General features: G+C 35.9%; 23 protein-coding genes. 2 read left to right on the top strand and 21 right to left on the bottom strand.

Translation table 11 applies throughout. The annotated features are described in order from the left end of the window. The 9 genes from EKQ63_RS03050 to EKQ63_RS03010 all read right to left on the bottom strand — a co-directional run bounded on the left by EKQ63_RS03050 (nt 1) and on the right by EKQ63_RS03010 (nt 5977). Entirely contained in the window at nt 1-1416 is a 1416-nt protein-coding gene (locus EKQ63_RS03050; protein WP_000809368.1) for a branched-chain amino acid transporter BcaP, read from the bottom strand. 231 nt (nt 1417-1647) lie between these two features. Continuing rightward, nucleotides 1648-2820 (bottom strand): homogentisate 1,2-dioxygenase, encoded by a 1173-nt coding sequence (locus EKQ63_RS03045; RefSeq protein WP_087952252.1) that lies wholly within the window; start codon nt 2818-2820, stop codon nt 1648-1650. Further along, complete coding sequence (locus tag EKQ63_RS03040; protein ID WP_087952204.1) at nt 2786-3742, bottom strand: fumarylacetoacetate hydrolase family protein; 957 nt, start codon at nt 3740-3742, stop codon at nt 2786-2788. Before EKQ63_RS03040 ends, EKQ63_RS03045 begins: the two co-directional genes overlap by 35 nt. Nucleotides 3743-3808: 66 nt before the next feature. Further along, nucleotides 3809-4927: a 4-hydroxyphenylpyruvate dioxygenase gene (hppD, locus tag EKQ63_RS03035; protein ID WP_000810913.1), complete on the bottom strand. Its 1119-nt coding sequence runs from the start codon at nt 4925-4927 to the stop codon at nt 3809-3811. A gap of 337 nt (nt 4928-5264) precedes the next feature. Next, on the bottom strand, nt 5265-5384 hold the full coding sequence (locus tag EKQ63_RS03030; protein ID WP_140421159.1) for a DUF3948 family protein: 120 nt from the start codon (nt 5382-5384) through the stop codon (nt 5265-5267). Nucleotides 5385-5419: 35 nt separating this feature from the next. Then, a complete protein-coding gene (locus EKQ63_RS03025; RefSeq protein ID WP_000664237.1) occupies nt 5420-5527 on the bottom strand; it encodes a DUF3948 family protein in 108 nt (35 codons plus the stop codon). A 40-nt stretch (nt 5528-5567) separates the two neighbouring features. After that, entirely contained in the window at nt 5568-5684 is a 117-nt protein-coding gene (locus tag EKQ63_RS03020) for a DUF3948 family protein (protein ID WP_000654250.1), read from the bottom strand. 33 nt (nt 5685-5717) lie between these two features. Beyond that, a complete protein-coding gene (locus EKQ63_RS03015) occupies nt 5718-5825 on the bottom strand; it encodes a DUF3948 family protein (RefSeq protein WP_000664237.1) in 108 nt (35 codons plus the stop codon). Nucleotides 5826-5869: 44 nt separating this feature from the next. Next, nucleotides 5870-5977 carry a DUF3948 family protein gene (locus tag EKQ63_RS03010; protein ID WP_000664237.1) on the bottom strand — a complete coding sequence of 36 codons (108 nt, stop codon included), beginning with the start codon at nt 5975-5977 and terminating at the stop codon, nt 5870-5872. A 451-nt stretch (nt 5978-6428) separates the two neighbouring features. Here EKQ63_RS03010 and EKQ63_RS03005 point away from each other — a divergent pair, with 451 nt between their 5' ends. After that, entirely contained in the window at nt 6429-7301 is an 873-nt protein-coding gene (locus EKQ63_RS03005; RefSeq protein ID WP_087952206.1) for a Cof-type HAD-IIB family hydrolase, read from the top strand. A gap of 39 nt (nt 7302-7340) precedes the next feature. Here EKQ63_RS03005 and EKQ63_RS03000 read toward each other — a convergent pair whose 3' ends face one another. The 6 genes from EKQ63_RS03000 to EKQ63_RS02975 form a co-directional block, all read right to left on the bottom strand. Next, nucleotides 7341-8306, bottom strand: a complete 966-nt coding sequence (locus EKQ63_RS03000) for an ABC transporter ATP-binding protein (protein WP_001294512.1) — start codon at nt 8304-8306, stop codon at nt 7341-7343. Further along, the gene (locus EKQ63_RS02995) at nt 8303-9283 is read right to left on the bottom strand and encodes an ABC transporter ATP-binding protein (protein ID WP_000030788.1); all 981 of its coding nucleotides are present in this window, start codon (nt 9281-9283) and stop codon (nt 8303-8305) included. The genes EKQ63_RS03000 and EKQ63_RS02995 overlap by 4 nt, the downstream gene beginning before the upstream one ends. 10 nt (nt 9284-9293) lie before the next feature. Then, nucleotides 9294-10217 (bottom strand): oligopeptide ABC transporter permease, encoded by a 924-nt coding sequence (gene opp4C, locus EKQ63_RS02990; RefSeq protein WP_000447955.1) that lies wholly within the window; start codon nt 10215-10217, stop codon nt 9294-9296. A 12-nt stretch (nt 10218-10229) separates the two neighbouring features. After that, a complete protein-coding gene (locus tag EKQ63_RS02985; protein WP_000860691.1) occupies nt 10230-11186 on the bottom strand; it encodes an ABC transporter permease in 957 nt (318 codons plus the stop codon). A 108-nt stretch (nt 11187-11294) separates the two neighbouring features. Beyond that, on the bottom strand, nt 11295-13022 hold the full coding sequence (locus EKQ63_RS02980) for an ABC transporter substrate-binding protein (RefSeq protein WP_142940664.1): 1728 nt from the start codon (nt 13020-13022) through the stop codon (nt 11295-11297). A gap of 238 nt (nt 13023-13260) precedes the next feature. Further along, nucleotides 13261-14964: an ABC transporter substrate-binding protein gene (locus EKQ63_RS02975; RefSeq protein ID WP_088326284.1), complete on the bottom strand. Its 1704-nt coding sequence runs from the start codon at nt 14962-14964 to the stop codon at nt 13261-13263. Nucleotides 14965-15200: 236 nt separating this feature from the next. Between EKQ63_RS02975 and EKQ63_RS02970 the strand changes: the two genes are divergently transcribed. Then, nucleotides 15201-15398 (top strand): hypothetical protein, encoded by a 198-nt coding sequence (locus EKQ63_RS02970; RefSeq protein WP_000369249.1) that lies wholly within the window; start codon nt 15201-15203, stop codon nt 15396-15398. Nucleotides 15399-15409: 11 nt separating this feature from the next. Here the strand turns inward: EKQ63_RS02970 and EKQ63_RS02965 are convergent, their stop codons facing one another. The 6 genes from EKQ63_RS02965 to abc-f form a co-directional block, all read right to left on the bottom strand. Next, nucleotides 15410-16555: an ABC transporter permease gene (locus EKQ63_RS02965; protein WP_087952208.1), complete on the bottom strand. Its 1146-nt coding sequence runs from the start codon at nt 16553-16555 to the stop codon at nt 15410-15412. Nucleotides 16556-16567: 12 nt separating this feature from the next. After that, the gene (locus tag EKQ63_RS02960) at nt 16568-17764 is read right to left on the bottom strand and encodes an ABC transporter permease (RefSeq protein ID WP_087952209.1); all 1197 of its coding nucleotides are present in this window, start codon (nt 17762-17764) and stop codon (nt 16568-16570) included. A 15-nt stretch (nt 17765-17779) separates the two neighbouring features. Next, on the bottom strand, nt 17780-18712 hold the full coding sequence (locus EKQ63_RS02955; protein ID WP_000960165.1) for an ABC transporter ATP-binding protein: 933 nt from the start codon (nt 18710-18712) through the stop codon (nt 17780-17782). Between the two features lie 138 nt (nt 18713-18850). Beyond that, entirely contained in the window at nt 18851-19507 is a 657-nt protein-coding gene (locus EKQ63_RS02950; protein WP_000619343.1) for a response regulator, read from the bottom strand. Further along, the gene (locus EKQ63_RS02945) at nt 19504-20697 is read right to left on the bottom strand and encodes a sensor histidine kinase (protein WP_087996359.1); all 1194 of its coding nucleotides are present in this window, start codon (nt 20695-20697) and stop codon (nt 19504-19506) included. Before EKQ63_RS02945 ends, EKQ63_RS02950 begins: the two co-directional genes overlap by 4 nt. A 148-nt stretch (nt 20698-20845) precedes the next feature. After that, nucleotides 20846-22726, bottom strand: coding sequence for a ribosomal protection-like ABC-F family protein (gene abc-f / locus EKQ63_RS02940; RefSeq protein WP_087996361.1), 1881 nt, complete (start codon nt 22724-22726; stop codon nt 20846-20848). Between the last annotated feature and the right edge of the window lies 1 nt (nt 22727).

Raw genomic sequence — 22727 nt, 5'->3', positions numbered from 1 at the left:
TTATAAATTGGCTGCGTCGTCTTCTTCTTTACTATTATTTAAAGCACTATGTTTTCGGCTATATAAGAAGTAAACCGCAATACCGATAATCATCCATACACCAAAACTAATCCAAGCCGTCCCGGATAATTGAAGCATTAAGTATAAACAAAAAATTACCGTTAACGCTGGTAAAAATGGTACAAGCGGTGCCTTAAATGCTCTTGGTAAATCAGGATGCGTTCTTCTCATTACAATAACAGCAACAGCTACAAGTGCAAAGGCTGATAAAGTCCCCATATTTACAAGATGCGCTAACACATTTAAATCTATTAATCCTGAAATAAGTGCTGCAATAATTCCCGTTGTCCACGTATTTAAAAACGGTGTTTTAAATTTCGGGTGAACTTTAGCAAGACGTTTCGGCAACAATCCATCTCTACTCATTGCATATGAAACGCGTACTTGCCCATACATCATAACTAACATTACTGTTGTGATCCCTGTAATTGCTCCTACTGAAATTACTCCCGCTAAACTATCTTGTCCAATAAATTGAAGTGCAAAAGCGACTGGATCTGATATATTTAACTGTCCGTATGGAACAATTCCTGTCAAAATAAGCGAAACGATAATATAAAGAGCCGTACAAATTAATAAAGATGCAATAATACCAATTGGTAAATCACGTTGTGGACGTTTCACTTCTTCTGCTGCCGTTGAAACTGCATCAAATCCTATGAATGCAAAGAACACTGTAGCAGCTCCAGCCATTACACCATCTAAGCCAAATGGCATAAAAGGCGTCCAGTTTTCAGGTTTCACATAATTAAAACCAGCAAAGATAAAAATAAGAACAACCGCTAGTTTAATAAATACCATAATATTATTTACACGTGCACTTTCACGAACACCTCTAGATAAAAGAACTGTCATCACTAAAATAATTAGAACTGCCGGCAAATCAATTATTCCACCCTTTCCTGTACCAGGGGCCGAGGAGAGAATGGTAGGAATATGAATTCCAAATCCCTTTAATAAAGATTGGAAGTACGCGGACCAACCATTTGCCACAGCAGAGGTTGCAAGTAAATACTCAAGCATTAAGTCCCATCCAATTAAAAATGCGAATACTTCTCCCATCGTCGCATATGTGTACGTATACACACTGCCTGAGACAGGAACTGAAGAAGCAAATTCAGCATAACAAAATGCAGCAAAGGCACATGCTAACGCGGCTATCGCAAATGATAATATAATAGCTGGTCCAGAATGTTTCGCTGCTACCACGCCCGTTAGAACAAAAATACCTGTTCCAACAATTGCCCCAATTCCAAGCATCGTTAAATCTAGTGCGCCCAATGTTCTTGCTAACGTCTTTTGTTTACTCTCTTGCATTAACTTTGCAATAGGCTTCTTTTGAAAAATTTGCTTCATAGCATGCTCCTCCAAGTTTTAAATTTTCTGAAAATTTTTAATTCGCTTTTTTATTTTACTCATAGTACTTTTTCCAGTCAATACTTTTGTCGAAATAAGTAGAAACTCTTATGAATATGCACGATTTTTATCATTCTTTCTATATATCTTTCTATAACTTTTTTTGGTATTATTATACATGTCGATTCCATAAAAAAGGCATGCTCTGTTATTGAGCATGCCTCTTTTTACTTATTTCACAGTATATGATCCCTCTTCAATCCAGCTATACATATATTTTTCATCTTCTGTTTCATGTGCTTGTTTTACAATACGAAGCGGACGGAATGTATCTATCATAACAGCTAATTCAAGCGTTTCTTTTTTCCCTATACTCGCCTCTGTTTTCCCAGGATGTGGCCCGTGAGGAATGCCGCTCGGATGAAGTGTAATAGACCCTTCCTCCACACCTTTTCGGCTCATAAAGTTACCTTCTACATAGTACAGTACTTCATCACTATTCACGTTACTATGATAATACGGTGCCGGAATAGATTCTGGATGATAGTCATATAAACGTGGTACGAAAGAACAAATAACGAAATTGTGACCTTCGAACGTTTGATGTACTGGAGGTGGCTGATGAATACGACCTGTAATTGGTTCAAAATCCTCTACATTAAAGACCCACGGATATAAATAGCCATCCCAACCAACAACATCTAACGGATGATGTCCTAAAACATGTTTATGCATATAGCCCCTCGACTTTGTCATTACGACAAACTCACCTTTTTCATCATACGTCTCTAATTTTTCAGGACCACGAATATCTCTCTCACAAAACGGGCTATGCTCTAACAATTGTCCATATTCATTACGATAGCGACGCGGTGTTGTAATTTGACTATTTGCCTCTACAACAAGAAACTTAGTCTCTCCTTCATCTGGAATAACACGATAAATCGTTCCAATTGGAATTGTTACATAATCGCCTTTTCTATAATGAACCGTTCCAAACATCGTTTCAATTTTTCCTGTTCCATAATGGACAAACAACATTTCATCACCATCACCATTACGGTAGAAATAATCCATTTTTTCTGTTGGGCTCACTACTCCGATTAATAAATCCTCATTCCCAAGTATAAAGTTTCTTCCGCTTACTGCATCACCACTTTTTTTATTTTCTTTCGTGCGAAAGTGACGATGAGAAAGAGCAACATCTTCTTCATATTGCAACCGACAAGAATGAGATAATGCCGCATGTCCTACTTCCGTTGGCATATAATGATGATACAAAATAGACTGCGTACCAGAAAAACCTTTTGTTCCCATTACCTGTTCACGATAAAGCGACCCATCTTTTTTACGGAATTGTACATGTCGTTTATGAGGTAGCTCCCCCATGTGACGATAAAACATGCCCATCACCTGCTTCCTTTTCTTTTTTGACCGTATTACGTAATGTGCCTAAACCAGTAATCGTAAGCTCTACAACATCACCATCTTGTAGCCACTCTTCTGTACCTAGTTCTAAAATACAACCTGTTCCTACTGTTCCAGAACCAATCACATCGCCTGGGTATAACGTAACGTCTTCCGAAGCACGTTCAATCATTTCAGCAAATGTATAGTAAATATCTCGGAAGTTCCCTTTTGATAATAGCTTTCCATTTACATGAGCAGTCATCTCTAACTCATAACGGTCACCATTGCGATAAACATCTAATTCCTCTTTCGTAACAAGGTACGCTCCTAATGAAGTTGCAAAATCTTTTCCCTTCGCTGGACCAAGTCCTACCTTCATTTCTGTTGCTTGTAAGTCCCTTGCACTCCAATCATTCATAATACAATAACCAAAAATGTATTCCTCTGCTTGCTCACGAGAAATATTTCTTCCTTCTTTCCCAATTACGCAAGCAATCTCTAATTCATAATCAAGTTTTTTAGATTTCTTCGGACTAATTACAACATCATCTGGACCAATTACAGCACGATGATTCGTAAAATAAAAAACCGGGATATCGTACCATTCAGGTACAACATCTAACCCTCTTCGGCCACGTGCCGTTTTTACGTGCTGTTCAAATGCATAAAAATCCCTAATACTACTCGGATTAGGAATCGCTGCTGCTAATTGCACTTCCTCTAAAGAATATATGCCCTTTTCCGGATTGTTAATATTACGCAACACTTCTACATACTCATCCGCTTTCTCTAAAAAGGCGAACATAGAAGAAGGTAATTTTCCACCACTAGCAAGATTCATATCGATTACTTTGTCACCTTCAAGCCATCCAGCTCGCATTTCTTTTGAAGGAAGACGAAATGTAACAAATTTCATCATGATTCCTCCTTATGAAAATGAAATTTCCACCAGCAAAAGAATTCCTGCTGGTGGATATAAATTTTATAAATTTCCGCGACGCTCTTGTTCTCTTTCAATTGATTCAAATAACGCTTTAAAGTTTCCTTCTCCAAATCCACGAGACCCTTTACGCTGAATGATTTCAATAAATAAAGTTGGACGATCTACAATTGGTTTCGTAAAGATTTGTAGTAAATAGCCTTCATCATCGCGATCTACTAAGATCTTTAATTCTTTTAACTTATCAATTTCTTCATCAATTTTTCCAACTCGTGCAGTTAATTCATCATAATAAGTATCTGGTGTATCTAAAAACTCCACACCATTTGCACGAAGCGCTTCTACTGTTTTAACAATGTCATTTGTTAGTAAAGCAAGATGCTGTACACCTGCTCCATTGTAGAATTCTAGATATTCTTGAATTTGTGATTTTCGCTTTCCATCTGCTGGTTCGTTAATAGGGAACTTAATACGACTTCCATTTGTCATAACCTTCGACATTAATGCTGAATACTCTGTACTGATATCATCATCATCAAAATGGATCATTTGTTTAAAGCCCATAACGTTCTCGTAATAACTAACCCACTCTTCCATCTTTTCAACATTACCAACTACATGGTCTACAGCAATTAAACCTGACTCTTCAAATGGAATATCAAACTCAGCCTTTTGGAATCCTGGCATAAATGTTCCTTTATAATTTTTACGCTCTACAAGCGTATGAATTGTATCACCATACGTACCAATAACTGCTTTTTTCAATGTACCGTTCTCGTCTGTTAACTCTACAGGTGGAGCAATTGCGACGGCACCACGTTTCACCGCTTCCGAGTATGCTTTATCAACATCATCAACAAGTAATGCCACATCTTTCACGCCATCACCATGAGTCTTTACAAATTCTGCAATACGATTGTCGCTACTTAAAGCTCCAGACACAACGAAACGCATATTTTTTTGCACAAGAACATAAGATACTTTTTCACGATTACCAGTTTCTAATCCAGAGTAAGCTACAATTTTGAATCCGAATGCTCTCGCAAGGTAATAGCTTGATTGCTTTGCATTTCCTACATAAAATTCCAAATGATCTACATCACGTACTGGAAAAAAGTCCTCCATTTGTGCAGCTAGCGTATCCATAGATTTTTGTTTCATAAAATCCTCATCCCCCTGTAAATAGATTAAATGGTCCATACTTAAAACCAACCGAAAACGCTTCCAACATCAATTAATAGAAATTAGTTAGCAAGCTAACAAATTCTGACCTTTAAAATTTTCTATCTTTTCTGTCAAATTCCTCTTTTTTCTTCAAGATAAAATTCGACTTTTTTCTTTTTAAAGTAAAACTTTACTCAGTGGGGATTTACGTGATAGCGGGATAACATGAATACTGGAGGGTATGTACGAAGAAAATAAAAAAGACCCCAACATATTAACTGTTTACTAATACGTTAGAGTCTTTATTTTTTTTGAATAATTGTATTTATATATCTCATACTAATACTTTTGCAAGGAATAGAATAAATGATGTTAATACTACTGCTCCACCTAATGATCCTAATAAATCTGTTTTTGTTACTTGTAACATTTGTTCACTGTTCATATTCCTCATTCTCCCTTCGTTTATCTTTTATTACAAAGCTTCTATTATACTAATACGCTTGATAGAAATACGATTAATGCTGTTAATACTACCGCTCCACTTGCTGATCCTACGAAGTCACCTTTTGTTACTTGTAATACTTGCTCTTTCATTTTCCATTCTCCTCTCTTTTTCTTTTTTACAACACTTTTATTATACTAATACGCTTGATAGAAATACGATTAATGCTGTTAATACTACTGCTCCACTTGCTGATCCTACGAAGTCACCTTTTGTTACTTGTAATACTTGCTCTTTCATATCTTTCATTCTCCCTTCTCTTCTTTTGTTACAAAGTTTTTATTATACTAACACGCTTGATAGAAATACGATTAACGCTGTTAACACTACTGCTCCACTTGCTGACCCTACGAAGTCACCTTTTGTTACTTGTAATACTTGTTCTTTCATTTCTTTCATTCTCCCTTCATTTGTTTTTTGTTACAAAACTTCTATTATACTAATACGCTTGATAGAAATACGATTAACGCTGTTAACACTACTGCTCCACTTGCTGATCCTACGAAGTCACCTTTTGTTACTTGTAATACTTGCTCTTTCATATTATGTATCCTCCTTTTTTAATAAGTTATCTATATGTAATTTCTAAGAAATGTTTATTTCATAGTTTTTATGTTAGCGTTACATTAAATTTAATAACGTAACGTTTGTAACATTAATGTAACATAACTATTATTACCTTGCAATATAATTACGTAAATTTTATTACACTTTTTTTACGTTTTTTTATAAACATCCTCAAAAACCTTGATTTAATGCATTTTATACTACCTTCATGTTTGTAACATTCATGTAATATTACAGTCATATAGCGAAACATCCCCATATCCACCTCTACTTTTGTTACAAATTAACATAAATCTTTCATGAATAAAGTGGAATCCATCCAATTCTTACTGATAGTTTATGAGAGGTAAAATACAATCTTTCCAAGATAAGTTTATATGTTTCCTCCATATAACTATGTATAATAAAAGCAAAGAGGTGGTCATTTTGAAATTAATCGCATTAGATATGGATGGTACACTACTATCATCTAATCTTGAAATCTCCAACGAGAACTTACAAGCTATCCAAACTGCTAAAGAGGCTGGTCATATAGTTATGATTTGTTCTGGTCGTGCAAAAGAAGATGCTTTAAAATTATTGGAAGAATATAAACTATCTCTTCCAGTTGGAGCGAGCAATGGGGCAATTGTTTATGTGGATGGAAAAGTAATTAACTCGCGTTGTTTACAAAACGATAAAGTATACAAGCTTGCAAAATTACTAGAATCTGAAGGTTTTCCTTATAAGCTATATACGAATAAAGGAGTTTATTCTCCATATACATGGCAAGATCAAGTCATGCAAGCGTTCGAAGAGAACAAGCATGCACTAGATGTTACACTTAAGGAACTTGAAAGAATTACAGAAAAACAAAAGAAATCAAACTTAATTACTGATTTCCAAAAAATAGAAGATGTTGTAAATAATACAGAATTAGAAATATCTAAATTCTTCATTTTGACGTTTAACGCAGAGCATCGTACACAGCTATTAAGCGTATTACAAGAAGACACCGATATTTCAGTTACAGCATCCGCTCCTACTAATGTAGAAATTATGGATAAGCATGGTCATAAAGGGAACGGTCTACAAGAAATGGCTGCTTATTTCAATATACCAATTGAAGATACTATTGCGATCGGGGACAACTTTAATGATGTGCCAATGTTACAAGTAGCTGGCTTATCAGTTGCAATGGGAAATGCTGAAGAAGATGTAAAAAAACTATGTGATGTTGTCACATTAACAAACAATGAACATGGTGTTGCTCATGCAATCGAGCAATTTGTATTGAAACAAGCTTCATCTAGTAAATAAAAAAAGGACTCTTTCAACTTCTGAAAGAGTCCTTCTCTTTTATACATGGTGACAAGCAACAAAGTGCTCTTCACCAACATTACGGAATTCCGGTACCGTTTGTTTACAAATATCTGTTGCAAATGGACAACGTGTATGAAAGCGACAACCTGAAGGTGGATTCGCCGGGCTTGGAATATCACCCTCTAGTATAATTCGCTCTCGCTTCACTGTTGGATCTGGTATTGGCACAGCGGATAACAATGCTTTTGTATACGGATGAAGTGGATTTGTAAATAACTCATCACGTGGCGCTGTTTCCACAATCGTTCCTAGATACATAATTCCAATCTTCGTACATAAATGCTCTACTACGCTTAAATCATGTGAAATGAATAAATAAGATAGTCCCTTTTTCTCCTGTAACTCGCTAAATAAATTAATGATTTGTGCTTGAATAGATACATCTAGTGCTGCCACAGGTTCGTCAGCTACAATAAATTCTGGATTTAATACCATAGCTCTTGCGATAACGATACGTTGGCGTTGTCCACCAGAAAACTCATGAGGGTACCGGTCAATATGATATGGGGCTAAGCCACATAACTCTAATACTTCTGTCACTTTTTCACGAACATTTTCTTTCGTCGCTAATCCGTGAGCTAACATCGGCTCACCAAGCGCTTCCCCAATTCTCATTCTCGGATTTAATGAGCTAAACGGATCTTGGAAGACAAGTTGCATATTAGGACGATGTTTTCTCAATTCTTCCTTAGATAAAGAGTGAACATCTTGCCCTTTAAACTTCACTTCCCCTTCCGTTTTTTGGACGAGACGTAAAATTGTTTTTCCTATCGTCGTTTTTCCGCTTCCCGATTCCCCAACGAGGCCGAACACTTCACCTTTATTAATAGTAAAACTTACCCCATCAACTGCTTTTACATGTCCAACCGTTCTACTAAATATGCCGCCTTTAATTGGAAAATATGTTTTTAAGTTTTTTACTTCTAATAATGGTTCACTCATTGTTTCGCACGCTCCTCATATAACCAGCAAGCAACTTTATGATTCTCATCATGTACATTCAAACTTGGCGCTTCTTCTTTACATATTTCCATACAATGCTCACAACGGCCGCTAAAGTAGCAAAACTCATCCAAACCAACTAAATTAGGAACTTGCCCTGGAATAGAATATAGTTTATCTATTCGTTTTCCCATCACTGGTTTTGATTTCAACAAACCTTTCGTATACGGGTGTTTCGGATTTTGAAATATTTCTAGTACTGGTGCTTCTTCAATAACTTTCCCGCCATACATAACGACAACGTAATCCGCCATTTCTGCTACAACGCCTAAATCATGTGTAATTAATAAAATGGATGTTTTAAATTCCTCTTTTACTTGTCTTAATAAATCTAATATTTGAGCTTGAATCGTAACATCAAGAGCCGTTGTCGGTTCATCGGCAATTAATAACTTAGGATTACAACTAAGTGCAACAGCAATCATAATACGTTGTAACATACCACCACTTAATTCGTGTGGATAAGAATGGACGATTTCATCCGCACGAGCTATGCCGACTTTACGAATTAACTCAATTGCCTTCTTATATGCTTCATTTTTACTAAGCAGTTCATGCTCCCTTAACGTCTCTACAATTTGTTCCCCTACAGTAAAGACCGGATTTAGCGATGTCATCGGTTCTTGGAAAATCATCGCAATATCATTCCCTCGTAAACTACGAAGCTCTTTTTCTTTCATTCCTAAAAGACTTTTTCCTTCATATAAAATGTCTCCACCTACTACACTGCCTGATTCAGCAATAAGTCCCATAATGGATAAAGCTGTTACACTTTTCCCGCAACCTGATTCACCTACAACACAAACAGTTTCACCTTCTCGAACAGAAAAACTAACATGATTCACAGCTTTTACTGTCCCTTCTTCTGTCTGAAAGTGTGTTTGTAAATCTTTCAGCTCTACTACCGCTTTACTCATATTCCCTCACCTACCGTCTCATCTTTGGATCTAACGCATCACGAAGTGCATCACCAAGTAAATTAATGGATACAACTGTTATAAAAATTGCGAAACCAGGCGGAATCCATAACCACGGACGCTTTTGAAAATCAATTAATGAGTTCGCTGCGCTAATCATATTCCCCCATGATGGTGTAGGTGGGACGACTCCGAGACCTAAGTAACTTAGTGCGGACTCACTTAAAATAGATCCAGCCACGCCCAAAGTTGCTACAACAATAAGCAACGGAAAGACATTAGGAATTAAATGATGAATAATTTTTCGAGAATCCTTTAATCCTAATACATCTGCTGCTTGCATAAAGGCTTGCTCCCGCAATGTTAAAATTTGTCCTCTCACAAGACGAGCAAGTCCTGGCCATCCTACTAAACTCAAAATAATCATTACAACATATAAACGGTATTCTGATGGTAATTTCCATTCTGATAAAATTGCTCCCATTATAATAAGTAGCGGTAATCCCGGAATGGACATTAACACATCCGCAACACGCATAATTAAATGATCCACAACCCCTCGATAAAAACCAGCAATTGCTCCTAATAAAGCTCCTAGTATAACGGATAGTAGCATCGACGCTAAACCAATTGTTAATGAAATACGCCCTGCTTGCATAAGTCTAGTTAAAATATCCCGTCCCAACTGGTCTGTTCCAAGCCAATGTGACAGGCTGGGCGGTTTATTAATGTGTGTTACTTGTACTTTCCCATCTGCATACGGTGAAAAGATTGGACCGATAAAACTAAATAAAAACATAAATATTAAAATGTATAAACCACACAGTGCCATCTTATTTTTCTTGATTTTTTTATATGCTTGGCGCCATGGTGATGATTCATTTCTCTTTTTCCGTTCTTTCTTTTTCTCTATTATTGGTGTAATAGTCTCCATATCTTTCCCCCCTTACTTCAATCGAATTCTTGGATCAACAAACGCATATACAATATCAGCTAAGAAATTAGCCATAATTGTTAAACAAGAAAGAAACATTGTAAACGCCATTAATACCGTATAATCACGGAAGTTTAATGCTTCTAATTGAATACTCCCAATCCCTGGCCAATTAAAAATCTGTTCAATAATAATAGCTCCTGAAAATAAACCCGGTAATTCAAAAGCGAGTAATGTAATTGCTGGCAAAATTGCATTTTTCAATGCATGTTTATAAATAACGGTTCTTTCTTTTAAACCTTTTGCACGAGCGGTACGAATATAATCTTGTCTAATAACATCCAACATGCCGGTTCTAAAATATCGTGTTAACGATCCTACACCAAGAAGCGTTAAAATAAATACAGGTAGAATCATATGACGTAATACCTCTAATATGTATGCTATCCCTGTTGAGTTACTCCCAATATCAATCATGCCACCAATAGGTAATAACTTTAAATCAACTGCTAATAATTTAATTAAAAATAGTCCGATAAAGAATGATGGAAATGACATTGCTGCAAAGACACCGATTGTTACCAATCTATCAAACCAAGAGTGCTGCTTTGTTGCAGAAATAACCCCAATAATAAGAGCAATAATCCACGTGAAAAATAAAGCTGCAACAGCAACAATAAATGTATTCCAAATGAATTTATTAAGTAATGAAGTTACCGGTTCTTGATACTGTAAAGAAAACCCAAAATCACCATGCAAAGCATTCACTAACCAATGAAAATACCTTTCAATAATTGGTTTGTTTAAGCCGTATAATTCCCTTAATTCTTGGGCTCTCTCTGGTGTTAACTTTGGATTTGAATCAATATAATCTCCCGGCAAAAGTGCAAATAAGAAAAAAATAATAATAGATGTACCAAACAATGTAGGGATCATTTGAAGGAACCTACGAATGATATATGTTTTCACCTTTTGTCTCCCCAATCCTATTTACTTAAAAATAGAAGAACATTTTTTCAAAACAGCTACCATTCCATTGCTGTGTGAAAAAACGTCTTCTATTATTTAGGTCAATCCTTATTGTTCAATAGATAATACTGGTAAGTTGGAACTGATGCCATCGTACTTTTCTGGATCAATTCCTTTTATACGTGCATTATGAGCATAAAGTAGTTTACGATAGTTTAATAAAATAACTGGTGGATCATCACTTAACTCTTTATACAGTTCTTTATAAATCGCTTTACGTTTTTCAATATCTGTCGTCCCTATACCTTTTCCAATCAATTCATCCACTTTTGGGTTATTATAACCCGTATCACTTTTTGGATTAGTTGATAAGTAATCACTTACAACTTCACTTGGATCACTAATTCCTGGTGTTGAAACTGCCGCTAAATCGTAGTCACCTTTTCCTACTTTTGAAAGCATCGTATTAAAGTCCATCAACTCTGGATTTAATTCAACACCAATTTCTTTGTAACTTTCTTTTGCAATAGGAATAAAGATATCATTTGTTTTACCTGTATTTGATGCGTAGTATGTTAATTTTAATTTTTGACCATCTTTTTCACGAACCCCGTCAGAACCTACTTTCCAACCAGCCTCATCCAATAATTTTTTAGCCTTTTCTACGTCGTGTGGGTATTTATTAATACCTTCTTCTGTATATGCCCATGAAACTGGAGCAATTGGTACGTTAGCAACAGAGCCATATCCTTGTAAAGCTGTATCCACATACTTCTTACGGTCTAATCCATAAGTAAGTGCTTGGCGTACCTTTTTATCTTTCAAATACGACTTCTTATTATTTACATAGATATAAGCAATATCACTTGATGATTCAAGATTAATGTTTGCAAACTCTAATCCTTTTAATTGGTCTATATTTTCAGGGTTCGCTCTAAATCCACTATAGTCCAGTTCACCTGTTTGGAATAATTGGAATCCAGTATCACCTGATGTGATTTTATAAATAAAGTTTTTAATTTTTGGTTTACCTGCATAATAATGTTCGTTAGCAACAAAGCGTACTTCTTGACCTGGAACATATTTTTCAAATTTATATGGACCCGCTGCAATTGGTTGCCCATATAATGCTTTTAAATAGTCTAAACTTGTATTTTGTTTATAATCTTTTCCATAATAAGCTTTTGATAGCACTGGGCCACCTAAATTCGTTAGCGCCTGTGAATTAACTTTTTCAGTTGTAATTTTAATTGTCTGTGGATCAACAACTTGAATCCCTTCAATAGAAGTTGCTTTTCCTTCTTTATATTCTTTCCCACCTTTAACAGCATACTGAGCAATATCCAATCCACCTTCATACGCTTTATCATGAAGTAGTGTTAATGTAAATGCTACATCATCCGCTGTTAAAGGCGACCCATCACTAAATTTTAAATTTTTACGTAAGTGGAATGTATATGTTAACTGGTCAGCAGAAATATCCCATTTTTCCGCAAGATCCGGAACAGGTTTACTTTGTTTGTCTGTTGTTACTAGTGACGCAAAAATTACAGACGTTACATTTCCATCCCAACCATTCTCTTGGAAATATGGAAGGAAAACTCCTCCTGGCTTAGAAATGGCCGTAATAAAAGTATCCTTTCGCTGATTTGCTTTCTCTGGACTTTTCTTTTTATCTGTAGCTGGAATTGATTCGATCTTAGCGTCTTTTAAGTCTTGCTTTTTTACTGGTTCTGTAGAAGCCGTATCCTCCTGTCCCCCACAAGCAGATAACACAAGCGAACTACTCAGTAATACCGAAAATACACCAGCCCATTTTTTTGTCTTTTTCTTCATTGTCCCCACCCTAACTTTTTAATAGTGATACCCTTTGAACTTATTAGCTTATGTATGCCTCCCACAGCATATTTATAGCCAATCGGAAAAGTCGGTTTTAATCGTAAAAAAATAGATGTTTTTGAGGGGTAACAATCCTATTCCGACCTTTCCGGTAGACTTTATGGTTATTAGCTTATATCTTCCGTTATATTTTGTCAATTCTTTCTAAATAAATATTTTGAGAATTTTTTCAAAATTATTGTTCTATCTTTAATTTAGGTAAACTTAACAAAATACCGTTATAGTTATCTTCTTGTAATCCTTGAATGCGTGCATGATGTGCAGACACAACTTTACTATTATTTAAGAAGATTACAGGCGGATCTTCACTCAACTCCTGGTACAACTTTTTATAAATTTCTTTTCGTTTTTCAATATCTAATGTTTCTAGTGCCTGCTTCGCTAATTCATCTACTTTCGGATTATGGTATCCATCATAGTTTCGTTTACTTGTTGAAACAAACTCCTCAATTGTTCCACTCGGATCATCAATCATTGGCGTAGATACCATTGCTAAATCATAATCACCTTTTATCACTTTTGAAATCATTGTATTAAAGTCCATATATTCTGGGTTAAACTCTACACCAAGCTTTTTATAATCCTCTTTCATCACCGGGATCATTACATCATTTATTTTACTTGCAGAAGAAGCAAAATAACTTACCTTCAATTTTTGACCATCTTTTTCGCGGATTCCATCTGAACCAGCTTTCCATCCAGCCTCATCCAATAATTTCTTTGCTTTCTCTAAGTTATACTCATATTTATTAATACCTTCTTCTGTATACGCCCAAGAAACTGGCGTAATCGGTACATTAACGAGTGACGCATATCCTTGGAAATACGTATCAACAACTTTTTGACGCTCTAATCCGTAAATAAATGCTTGGCGGACACGCTTATCTTTAAAGTAGGGTTTCTTATAATTCATTTTAATGTAGCCGTAAGAGCTTCCTGTATATACATTAATATTGGCAAAACCTAAATCCTTTAACTGTTCAATCGTCTCCGTGTTTGTCGTAAAACCATCATAATCTACTTCCCCGGCTTGAAATTGTTGTAGCTTTGTATCACCTTTTGAAATTTTATAAATAAAGTGCTCAATCTTCGGTTTTCCTTCAAAATAATTTTCATTAGCTACAAATCGAACCTCTTGACCAGGAATATATTTATCTAACTTATAAGCTCCTGCTCCCATCGGCTTCCCATACAACTCTTTTAAGTACTCCAAGTGTCCTTGCCTATACTCTTTCCCGTAATAAGCTTTAGATATAACTTCTCCACCGATTAATGATAGTGTTTGAGCATTTACCCTTTCAGTCGTAATCGTAATTGTTTTCGGATCAATGACTTGAATTCCCTCAATAGAGGTTGCCTTCCCTTCTTTATAAGCTTGCCCACCCTTTATTGCTGTTTGACTTATATCAGTCGCTCCACTATAAGTTGGATCGTGTAATAGCGTTAATGTAAATGCTACATCATCTGCAGTTAGTGGTGATCCATCACTAAACTTTAAACCATCTTTCAAATGGAACGTATATGTAAGCTGATCCTCCGAAATATCCCACTTCTTCGCTAAAATTGGAATTGGTTTTCCTTCCTTATCGAGTCCAACAAGAGGTGCAAAGATAGCTTGCGTTATATTACCATCCCATCCATTCTCCATAAAGTGCGGAAGGAATATCCCTCCAGGACTCGGCATTCCAACTACAAAAGTATCTTTTCTTTCTTTTGCTTTTACGGGACTTTTTGCTTTGTCGCTTGCCTGAATAAATTCATCTTTTACTTTCGGTACGTTCCTGGCCTCGTTTGTACTCGCTTCCTCTTGACCACATCCGGCTAGTAATACTGATACACTCAAAAATGTAGCAATTGCTCCTTTAAAAACATTTTTCATTGCACTATCACCTTTACCTTCCTAATTTTTAACGATGTAGGAACATAGACTCCTTTCTATAACCACATTTATTATTCCTATAAAAATAGTATGAATTAATTTCAAGATTATTCCTTTCCTTTAAACATGTCAACCGTTCTCTTTTATTTCGTATTAAAAAATTAAAAATCCACTTCTATTCGTTCCGTATGAAACATAGAATACTAATAACCAATTACCAAAAAGGGGGCGAAAACATGGACAACCTATTCCAATACGTCCTGCACTACGTATTATTAACCATTATGATAGTCGGGGCGCTATTACTATTCCCATTCTTCCCAAAGTTCGTCCTCTTTTTAGCTTTTTTTATTATGCTCGGGATCGCTATTATCATTTCAACAAAGGAAGATACCACACAAAAAGAAAACAGAGTTCAGCGTGTAAAGCTGTAACTCTGTTTTTTTCAGTCGTAACGTATTCTTGTTAAACTAATTATGAAAAAGACTCCTGCAAATAAAATGAGTATACCAATATATCCCCCTATATCTGCCAATGTACCTCCCCTTACAATTAACTCCGTAAAGCCACGCATCGCCCAAGTTTGCGGAACAAAATTTGCTGCCGTCTGCATCCATGCTGGTTCAATTTCAATCGGCCAATAAAGACCGCCAATCATGCATGTTGAAATCACAACGATATTACCTAATGCAGACTGTTGTTCTGTTGTTTTCACGATACTTGCTAATAATAAGGCTAGACCAATGACAGCTAATAATAACACGGAAACGAGTATAATAACCCCTAATAAATTTCCCCACTGCACATTAAATAAGGAATGCGTTAATATCATTAGAACACCAAATTGAATCCACCCTATTAAAAAGAATGAAAGGATATATCCCGTTAGTATTTGAACTTTTGAAACTGGTGCTTCTAATAAACGAGACCAAACACCAAGTTGTCTAGCTTTCAAAATAGTCCCCGTCGCACTTAACATAACAATCATAACAAATAGAATTGAAAATCCTGCCGCTCGCCCTGTAACGTTATTTAACTTTTGATCATCATGTGAAATTGATTCTTTTTGAATCGAAGCAGGTTCTACTTTTGTATAGATTTCTTTATACATAGGTTCCCACGAGGCGTTGCTTTTCTTCTCAAAATCGCTCGCTGCACTAACTTCTATCTCCATTTTTTTTAATGCACTTGCCAATACTTGCTCTACAGAAGTTCCACCAGTAAAATCAGCACTGGCTTGAAACTGAATATTTTCTATCCTTCCATCTAACATATTCTTTTGAAAGTCTTTCGGAATAATAACTATACCGGATGATTTTTTGTTTTCAATCTTCTGTTTGCCTTCCTTATACGTTACCTTCTCTATAGAAATTAAGTCACTTTTCTTTATGTCCTCGTAATACTTGCTAGATAATACAGAACCATCTTCATCTACTAAGCTAACATTTACTTTCGTATTCCCACTTCCACCCAAAAGTCCGCCGAAAATGAGTGTAAAAATAATAGGCATTCCAAACATAAGTATATAACTTTGTGGTTTTATTAAAATTTGTTTTAACTCTAGCCAACAAAGTGCCCAAACCTTCTTCATCATTTCTCCCTCCTATCTCGTACGTAAACGTAATGTTCCTATCATAACGGAGACAATTCCTGCACTACATAAACTAAAAATAACAGGGAGTAGCACATCCCAAGATGTTCCCGACATAATATTTAAAAAGCTTGTAAGTGCCCATTTATTCGGAGCAATATTCGCAATGGTTTGAAGTGTATCAGGGAATACATAAATCGGTAACATTGATCCTCCTAATATAGCGAGTATTTGAATACCGATTCCTCCCATTACATCTGCCGTTTTTTCCTCACGAATAAAAGCGGCAATTAACATAGATAAACCAGAAACACAAATTGCATAAGAAATTCCTATCGCTACTATTTGAGACAAGTCTCCGCCCCATTCCACATGAAACATAAAGTGTGTAGCAACTATAAATATTCCAAATTGTATACATGCAAATAATAATGTACCTAAAAACTTCCCAAATAAAATTGAAAATGAGCTCGTTGGTGTACTAAACAAACGCGCCAACGTTTCAGTTCGTTGCTCTGTGACAACTGACTTTGCACCTACCGTTATGTTATATAGTAAGAACATGACTAACATCGCTGCTGCATAATACTGCATCGCTGCAACTGTTTTTTTACCTATCGTTCCTTTTTCAATGTTATCTGTACCCGAAGTTGCTACTGTTTGTAAATCTCCACTTACTTCTTTTGCAACTTGTTCCACATTACTATGCTGAGACTTTGCTAATTCCGTCACAACACTTTTAGTAGATACCGCCACTGTTTGAACACGTTCTGAAAAGGAGCGGATCATTGATTCAGCGATTTTTGCTTGTATATCTTTTGATGGGTCTATAAGCACCTTTGGCTCTTTTAATTTTCCATCTTGTACTTGTTCGCTCCATTTATTTGGGATGACGATTCCCACATCGATTTTCTTTTCCTTCAACATATCTTCAAGCTCTTCCTGAGAATTAACTATCTTTACTTTCACATCATCTTTTAATTCTTTAGATTGCAATACTTCTTTTTGAAAGACATCTGCAAACTCATCAGTTCCTACTTGATAATAGCCAATCACTGTTTTTGGTAGTCCACCATTATCAAATATATTACTTAACGCTGAACCTAAAATCGCTGTTAATAAAAGCGGCATAATTAACATCATCATAAATCCGCGTCGATCAATTAAACGTATTTTTAAATCTTTCCATGCAATAATAAAACTTTTCATCCCGCACTAACCTCCTTAATCACGAAGTGAACGTCCTGTTAATTGTAAAAAGAGTGCCTCCAAATTCGGTTCTTGCACTTCAAGCTTTAAAATTTGAGCGTTGTTCTCCACCACTACTGACACAACTGTACCAATGGACTCACCACCATTTAGCCCAATATCAATCGTACTATTATCTTCATCAAAAATAATTCGTTCAACAACAGATAGTGCTTTCAACTTTTGTAGCAGTTCCGTACTATAACGATTTAATTGCAATCTCACTATAAACCCATCTGCCAGGCGATTACATAGCTCCCTTTTCGTTCCTAATGCAATTACCTTTCCATGATCAACAATTGCAATTCTTTCACATAAATACTCTACTTCTTCCATGTAATGACTCGTATAAATAACTGTCATCCCTTTTTCATTTAATTTTTTAACAGTCTCTAAAATATGGTTTCTCGATTGCGGATCAATCCCAACTGTCGGTTCATCCATAATTAACAACTCTGGCTCATGCATAAGTGCGGCACCAATATTAATACGTCTTTTCATTCCACCTGAAAATGTTTCAATTTTATCTTTTCCACGGTCCTGTAAACCGACGTAAGCCAATACTTCCTCAGCTCGCTCTTTTGCAACTTTTCCATTTAAACCGTACATCTTTCCCCAAAAAACCAAATTTTCCTTCGCTGAAAGTGTTGGATAGAGCGCAATGTCTTGTGGAACAATACCAATTTTCTTTTTCGCCTCTAATGGATATTCTTTTACAGATTTCCCACCAACTTTTATATCGCCACTGTCGTATGAAATTAACCCGCAAATCATTGATATCGTCGTTGATTTTCCCGCTCCATTTGGACCAAGCAATCCGAATGTTTCCCCTTTCTTCACCTCAAAAGAAACATTCTTTATGATTTTCTTCTTACCAAATGATTTCGTAATATGATCTATGACTAACATACTGATTCAGCCCCTTTGCATTCATCTACACTTTCATTGTAGAAAAATTTCTTCTTCTCTCCATCATCCTTGAGATAGAAATACAAAATAAAAAAGCAGCAAATTCTGCTGCTTTTTCACACTTATATATGCCAAAAGTCATGTGTACATCGTGATGCCATACCTTACTGCGTATATGGCTGCTTGCGTTCGATCTCTCAGTTCTAACTTACTAATTAAATTAGAAACATGATTCTTAACAGTTCCCTCTGTAATAAATAACTTTTCCGCAATCTCCTTATTATTTAACCCAAGTCCAATTTCCCTTAAAACATCTACTTCTCGCTCAGTTAATTGCGCTAATTGTTCTGGTGTGGTGCACTCTACTGCTACTTTTGTCTTTTTTAATTCTTTTATGATTTGCGCTGTTATATCCTGAGGAAGCACAGCCCCTCCACTATGCACCGTTAAAATTGCTTGAGCGATTGCATCTGTCTCCATGTCCTTCAATAAATAACCACTTGCTCCTTGCTCCAATGCTTCAAAGATAAGCTCACTATCACTAAAAGTCGTCAACATAAGTACCTTTATATGAGGGAACTGTTCTCTAACTAAACGTGTTCCTTCAACACCATTCATACGAGGCATCCGAATATCCATCAAAATAATTTCAGGATGTAGCTCTTTCACCTTTTGTATCACTTCGTCTCCATCTGTAGCAGTTCCCACTACTTCAAGTTCTTGACGTAAGTTTAATAACATCGCTAAACCATCACGAATGAGTGATTGATCATCAACAATCATAATCCGAATCATACAGTTCCCCCTATTAACCACGTTTTCTCCTGAAGTGGAAATTCAATCTGTAACCGAAAGCCTTTTTCTATCTCACTCTCAAATTGAATAGTTCCACCATGTTCCTCTACTCGTTCTCTCATATTAAGTAAACCAAAACCAGGGCTTACCTCGTTAACTCCCAAGCCATTATCCAAAATACATAGTTTAACTTGTTTCGCCGAACAAGTTAAACTCACTTCACATAAACTCGCTTTGCCATGCCGCTTTGCATTTGTTAAAGACTCTTGCATAACCCGGAGGAGTGTAGGTTGTAGTGACAACGGAATCAAAACCGGATCCCCTTGTAATTGAAAAGATACTTGTACTTTCGTCGCTTTAGAATATCCATGTAACATTTCACGCATATTTTCTATTATGTTCCCTAGTTTACCTTCTTCTTTTAAGGCATGTACAGATGCTCTCACCTCTTGAAGTGATTTCCTGGCTAGCCCATGACATGTATGTAAAACCTCTTCCGTAGCGTCCGACTTTTGTTTCCACAAAGCCTCTGCAAGTTGTAATTGGACAAGTAAGGCTGTCATATTATGACCGACAGTATCATGAATTTCTCGGGCAATATCATTTCGCTCTCGAACGGCTGTCAATTCTTCTACCTCTTTGGCATATAGACGTAATTGTTCATGCGCTTCTTTTAGAGCTGTATGAGACAATGTCAATTCCTCATATTGCTCATCTACCATTTTCCGAGCAGCTGTAAGTTTTTTTATTAAGCTTCCAGCTAAAGCACTAAAAACGATAAACATAAAATTAATAGCATTACTCTCCAATTCTAAACTACCTGTATGTTCATAAGCATGTATTATATTTATAAACCAGCAAAGAAAGAAAAAAGTAATAAAAAAGTACATCATGCTTCTACGAAATTCATGAATAAATAGCCCTACTGCATCAATTCCAAATATAATTAAATATAAACATGTCTCAGGAAATAAAAAACCTAATAAAGCTGTAACTATCCCATTCGCTAATAGTGTATAAAAAACAAGTTTTTTACCTCCATCCACTTTTACTAGCAAAATATGATTCACAATATAAATAAAAAGTGCTATACCCACAAAAAATTGCAAATGTGCTGTTTCACGTGAAACATGGTTTGCATAAACAAAACAGATCATGACGATTGTAGCAATTCTCGCGTATCCTAACATAAAATTCTCCTCACGTTTTAATAACCTAAAGTGCGCCTCTTCATTGTGATAACAAGAAAATTATACCAATTATTTCTCTATTCTTATACAAAAGAGCAAGCCCTCCTCAAAATATGAGAAAACAACTTGCTCTTTCATTCTAATTTCTTTACTCCACAATATTCTCTAACTCATTATATAACTCCGCTCGTAACAACTCTTTCTTCGATTTTTCTTCATACAATTGTTCAAGCATTTCAACATCAACTACATGTTCCATCTTACACTCAAGCGTATATATATCTTCTTCAACATGCATTAACTCGGTTTCAATCTCCTCAATATTCCTAGCTTCTTTCTTTTTTACAGGGGCTGTTTCAATCCTTTTTCTTCCTTGGCGCTGTTGCTTTATTACTTGTGTCTCAAGTTTTTCTTCCCACTTTTGACGAGCCCATGCATAGTTCCCTGCAAACTCAAATAATTTACACTCATCAATCCAATACGTCTTTTCAAATAACTTATTTAAAAAATAACGATCATGTGAAACAGCTAAAATCGTCCCATTATATTGTTCAAGGGCTTCCTCTAAAACTTCCCTTGATTCAATGTCGAGATGATTTGTCGGCTCATCTAAAATTAAAAAATTGATATCTTGATACATAAGTTGTGCAAGTCTTAACCTCATTTTTTCTCCACCACTCAGTTGCGTTACTTTCTTAAACACCGCTGGACCATAAAATAAAAACTTAGCTAATATATGTCTCGCTTCTCCCTCTGTTACAGCTACACATTCCCTGAAAGCCTCCAATACATTACTCTTCATATTTCCGTACGCATGCTGGGATAAATAACCGATTTTCACACTACTTCCAATTCGAATTTCTCCACCGTCTGGTTCTATTTCTTCTAATAATAACTTTAATAGCGTTGTCTTTCCTGTACCATTACGACCAACGATAGCCGCACGCTCTTGAAAACGAACATGTAAATTTGCTTCGTTAAATAAAAGATGTTCGGCAAATCCTTTACTCACTTCTTTCATTACAACAACATCTTTCCCACTTCTCTCTTGCCCTTCAAACTGAAGTCCCATTTGTTTTCGTTCTAAAATAGGTTTTTTTAGTTTCTCCATCCGTTCCAGTGCACGTTCCATACTTCTTGCTCTCTTATGCAATCCTTCATTCGGAGGATTCGCCTGATTTGCCCATTCACGTAATCGCTTAATTGCTTCTTTCATTTTCTTTATTTTCTTTTGCTGTTCTTGATAAGTCTGAAACTCCTGAAGTAACCTTTCTTCCTTCTCTTCAACAAACCGAGAATAGTTTGTATGGTACACGTGAATCTCTCCATCTTCTAAATCAAAAATCTTCGTTACAACTTCATCAAGGAAATAGCGATCATGTGAAATAACCATAACTGTTCCGTTGTATTCTTTTAAAAATTGCTCTAACCATTCGACTGCAAATAAATCTAAATGATTGGTTGGTTCATCTAATAAAAGTAAATCTGGTTTCTGCAACAGCATGTATGCAAGGCTTACTTTTGTTTGCTCCCCACCACTTAACTCCAGAAATGATCGATGGAATAGTTCTATCACCTGTAGACCATTTGCTACCTTCATAATGTTCGCTTCGATTTCATAACCACCTAGAAACGCAAACTTTTCTTGGATGATTCCGTATCTCTCCATTAACTTTTGTAAAACAGAAGATTCCTGTTCTTCCGCCATATGTTTTTCTAAAGTACGCATTTCTCTTTCTAATTCTTTTTCTATTTTAAAAGCGGAACTCAATACTTCATATACAGTCATACTCTCATCAAATTTCGGAATTTGTGCTACATGACCAATACGTGTACCTTTCTTCATATGAATGGCCCCTGCATCTAAACTTTCCATTCCAGTTAGAAGCTGAAAGATTGTTGTCTTCCCACTACCGTTACGACCAACTAATCCAACACGTTCACCATTCTTTATTTCAAGCGATATATTTTCAAATATGATGTTTCCACCAAAAGATTTCGTTACATTATTTACACTACAAATTGTCATT

It is taken from the genome of Bacillus sp. BD59S (assembly GCF_007363175.1).
Classification (GTDB): domain Bacteria; phylum Bacillota; class Bacilli; order Bacillales; family Bacillaceae_G; genus Bacillus_A; species Bacillus_A pacificus.
This window is presented reverse-complemented; position numbering and strand designations above follow the sequence as displayed.

Excerpts from the sequence above, each read along its gene's own strand:
- EKQ63_RS03030 (WP_140421159.1), bottom strand. The coding sequence starts at position 5,384 with ATGAGGAATATGAACAGTGAACAAATGTTACAAGTAACAAAAACAGAT.
- EKQ63_RS02950 (WP_000619343.1), bottom strand. The coding sequence starts at position 19,507 with ATGATTCGGATTATGATTGTTGATGATCAATCACTCATTCGTGATGGT.
- EKQ63_RS02945 (WP_087996359.1), bottom strand. The coding sequence starts at position 20,697 with ATGTTAGGATACGCGAGAATTGCTACAATCGTCATGATCTGTTTTGTT.
- EKQ63_RS03045 (WP_087952252.1), bottom strand. The coding sequence starts at position 2,820 with ATGTTTTATCGTCACATGGGGGAGCTACCTCATAAACGACATGTACAA.
- EKQ63_RS02955 (WP_000960165.1), bottom strand. The coding sequence starts at position 18,712 with ATGTTAGTCATAGATCATATTACGAAATCATTTGGTAAGAAGAAAATC.
- EKQ63_RS02975 (WP_088326284.1), bottom strand. The coding sequence starts at position 14,964 with ATGAAAAATGTTTTTAAAGGAGCAATTGCTACATTTTTGAGTGTATCA.
- EKQ63_RS03000 (WP_001294512.1), bottom strand. The coding sequence starts at position 8,306 with ATGAGTGAACCATTATTAGAAGTAAAAAACTTAAAAACATATTTTCCA.
- EKQ63_RS02960 (WP_087952209.1), bottom strand. The coding sequence starts at position 17,764 with ATGAAAAGTTTTATTATTGCATGGAAAGATTTAAAAATACGTTTAATT.
- EKQ63_RS03015 (WP_000664237.1), bottom strand. The coding sequence starts at position 5,825 with ATGAAAGAACAAGTATTACAAGTAACAAAAGGTGACTTCGTAGGGTCA.
- hppD (WP_000810913.1), bottom strand. The coding sequence starts at position 4,927 with ATGAAACAAAAATCTATGGATACGCTAGCTGCACAAATGGAGGACTTT.
- EKQ63_RS02965 (WP_087952208.1), bottom strand. The coding sequence starts at position 16,555 with ATGAAGAAGGTTTGGGCACTTTGTTGGCTAGAGTTAAAACAAATTTTA.
- EKQ63_RS02995 (WP_000030788.1), bottom strand. The coding sequence starts at position 9,283 with ATGAGTAAAGCGGTAGTAGAGCTGAAAGATTTACAAACACACTTTCAG.
- opp4C (WP_000447955.1), bottom strand. The coding sequence starts at position 10,217 with ATGGAGACTATTACACCAATAATAGAGAAAAAGAAAGAACGGAAAAAG.
- EKQ63_RS03025 (WP_000664237.1), bottom strand. The coding sequence starts at position 5,527 with ATGAAAGAGCAAGTATTACAAGTAACAAAAGGTGACTTCGTAGGATCA.
- EKQ63_RS03050 (WP_000809368.1), bottom strand. The coding sequence starts at position 1,416 with ATGAAGCAAATTTTTCAAAAGAAGCCTATTGCAAAGTTAATGCAAGAG.
- EKQ63_RS02980 (WP_142940664.1), bottom strand. The coding sequence starts at position 13,022 with ATGAAGAAAAAGACAAAAAAATGGGCTGGTGTATTTTCGGTATTACTG.
- abc-f (WP_087996361.1), bottom strand. The coding sequence starts at position 22,726 with ATGACAATTTGTAGTGTAAATAATGTAACGAAATCTTTTGGTGGAAAC.
- EKQ63_RS03010 (WP_000664237.1), bottom strand. The coding sequence starts at position 5,977 with ATGAAAGAGCAAGTATTACAAGTAACAAAAGGTGACTTCGTAGGATCA.
- EKQ63_RS02970 (WP_000369249.1), top strand. The coding sequence starts at position 15,201 with ATGGACAACCTATTCCAATACGTCCTGCACTACGTATTATTAACCATT.
- EKQ63_RS03020 (WP_000654250.1), bottom strand. The coding sequence starts at position 5,684 with ATGAAAGATATGAAAGAGCAAGTATTACAAGTAACAAAAGGTGACTTC.
- EKQ63_RS03040 (WP_087952204.1), bottom strand. The coding sequence starts at position 3,742 with ATGAAATTTGTTACATTTCGTCTTCCTTCAAAAGAAATGCGAGCTGGA.